Origin of the sequence: Roseicella sp. DB1501 (assembly GCF_013112485.1) — a bacterium.
Classification (GTDB): domain Bacteria; phylum Pseudomonadota; class Alphaproteobacteria; order Acetobacterales; family Acetobacteraceae; genus Paracraurococcus.
In genome coordinates this window covers 1-2313 of sequence record NZ_JABFHG010000041.1, presented here as the reverse complement: position 1 = coordinate 2313, position 2313 = coordinate 1, and the positions used below count along the sequence as shown (strand labels likewise).

Here is a 2313-nt window from a genome sequence, read left to right as displayed (position 1 = left end):
GGTGCGGTGGTTCAGACGGTAGCCGACCGGAACGGGGCGAGCACGGGACAGATCTACACCTGGCGCAAGGAGATGCTGGCGGCGGCGGTGTCGGGGTTCGTGCCGGTGGCGGTGGTGCCGGAGGTGCCGCGTGTCGAAGGACCGCGGCCGGCGCGGGAGGGTGTGGTTGACGCGGCCGGGGTGATCGAGATCGGTCTGCCCTCGGGTGCGACAGTGCGTGCCAGCGGCCGAGTGGATATGGCGGTGCTGCGGGGCGTGCTGGCCGAACTTGGTGGTCGGTGATGTTCGGCCCGCCGCCTGGCACGCGTGTCTACCTCGCTTGCGGCGCGACGGACATGCGCAAGGGCTTCGACGGCTTGGCCGCGCAGGTGCAGACCGTGCTCTCGCAGGATCCGTACAGCGGCGCGGTCTTTTGCTTTCGTGGCCGTCGGGGTGACCTGCTGAAGATTTTGGTCTGGGACGGTCAGGGCCTGGTTCTCGTGGCCAAGAGGTTGGAGAAGGGTCGCTTCGTGTGGCCGCAGGCGACGAGCGGTGTTGTTTCTCTGACCCCAGCGATGCTCTCGATGCTGTTGGAAGGGATTGACTGGCGCATGCCAGCCTGGACGGCTCGGCCCGAGGTGGTCGGGTAACGCCATCCTCATTTGGCGCGACGCGGTGAGGCCGGCGACGCTTCACGCGTGTCCCCCGAGCTCGACACCGCGGCATTCCCGGACGACGTGGAGACGCTGCGCGCCATGCTGGCGCAGCGCGATGCGCTGATTGCCGAGCGAGACGCGGCGCTGGCCGAACGCGATGCCGAGTTGCGCAACGCGGGCTACGAGATCGAGAAGCTGAAGGTCCAGCTGGCGACGCTGCGGCGTGACCGCTACGGCCGCTCCTCCGAGAAGCTCGCGGCCGAGGCCGACCAGCTCGAGATGCTGATCGGCGACCTCGAGGAGGACCAGGCCGAGCGTGAGGCCGCGGCGGCGGAGAGGGAACGCCAGGGCAAGGGCAAGTCCGGCAACCAACGCAAGCCCGCCACGCGCCGGCCACTGCCCGAGCACCTGCCGCGCGAGACGGTGGTGCACGAGCCCGTCCTCGCCTGCCGCTGTGGCTGCACCGATCCCGCCCGCCTGACGCGGCTCGGCGAGAGTATCACCGAGGTGTTGGAGAAGATCCCGGCCAGGCTGAAGGTCATCCGGCACGTCCGGTCGCGCTACGCCTGCCGGGCCTGCGAGGCCATGCTGCAGGCGCCCGCCCCGGCTCTGCCCATCGAGCGGGGCCGGCCCGGGCCGGGCCTGGTGGCGCATGTGCTGGTCTCCAAGTACCTCGACGGCCTGCCGCTGTTCCGGCTCTCGGGCATCCTGGCGCGCGAGGGGGTCGAGATCGAGCGCCAAACCCTGGCCGACTGGGTGGGCCACGGCGCCTGGTGGCTGCGGCCGCTGGCCGAGGCGATCGGCAGGTACGCCCTGGCGCAGGGCGTGATCTGGACCGACGACACCACCATCCGCGTGCTCGCCCCGGGGCGCGGCCGGACCCGCATCGGCCGGTTCTGGGTCTATGCCTTCGACCCCAGGCCTTGGGGCGGCACCGGCCCGCCGGCGGCGATCTACCACTACTCGCCAGACCGCAAGGGCGAGCGGCCGCGGGAACACCTGGCCGGCTATGCCGGCTGGCTGCACGCCGATGCCTATGCGGGCTACGATGCGCTGACCGCGCCGAAGGGCGGCAAGGCGCCAGCGATCACGCATGTCGCCTGCATGGCCCATGCCCGGCGCGAGCTGTTCAAGGTCTACGACAGCACCAAGTCGCCGATCGCCGAGGAGGCCTTGCGCCGCATTGGCGAGCTCTACGCAATCGAGGCGGCGATCAACGGCCAGGAGCCCGAGCACCGCCGCGCGGTGCGCCAGGCCCAGAGCAAGCCGCTGCTCGATGCCCTGCACGCCTGGATGCTGCAGCAGCGACGCCGGCTGCCCGGTAAATCCACACTGGCCAAGGCGCTGCAGTATGCGCTGAACCGATGGGACGCGCTGGCGCGCTACATCGAGGACGGCAGGCTGTCGATCGACAACAACCTCGCCGAGCGGCAGCTCAGGGGTATAGCTGTCACGCGCAAGAACTATCTATTCGTTGGCAGCGATGCCGGCGGGCAGCGGGCCGCGATCATCTACACCATCGCCGAAACCGCGAAGCTGAACGGCCTCGACCCGGAAGCCTACATCGCAGCCGTGCTCGACCGCCTCGCAAATGGCCACCCCATCACCCGTATCGACGAGCTGCTACCCTGGAACTTCAGGCCAAGCCGTCAACCCACCAGCGTGGGCTGACGCATAC

Annotated in this window: 3 protein-coding genes; all 3 read left to right on the top strand. The window is 69.8% G+C overall.

Going from position 1 to position 2313, the window contains the following annotated elements:
• Positions 1-282 (top strand): hypothetical protein (locus HJG45_RS28225; protein WP_171617309.1); only part of this gene is annotated, 282 nt, incomplete at its 5' end.
• Positions 282-629: an IS66 family insertion sequence element accessory protein TnpB gene (gene tnpB / locus HJG45_RS28220; RefSeq protein WP_171617307.1), complete on the top strand. Its 348-nt coding sequence runs from the start codon at positions 282-284 to the stop codon at positions 627-629. The genes HJG45_RS28225 and tnpB, both read left to right, overlap by 1 nt.
• Positions 630-734: 105 nt before the next feature.
• Positions 735-2306: an IS66 family transposase gene (gene tnpC, locus HJG45_RS28215; protein WP_171617311.1), complete on the top strand. Its 1572-nt coding sequence runs from the start codon at positions 735-737 to the stop codon at positions 2304-2306.
• The last annotated feature ends 7 nt before the right edge of the window (positions 2307-2313 follow it).

Excerpts from the sequence above, each read along its gene's own strand:
- tnpB (WP_171617307.1), top strand. The coding sequence starts at position 282 with ATGTTCGGCCCGCCGCCTGGCACGCGTGTCTACCTCGCTTGCGGCGCG.
- tnpC (WP_171617311.1), top strand. The coding sequence starts at position 735 with ATGCTGGCGCAGCGCGATGCGCTGATTGCCGAGCGAGACGCGGCGCTG.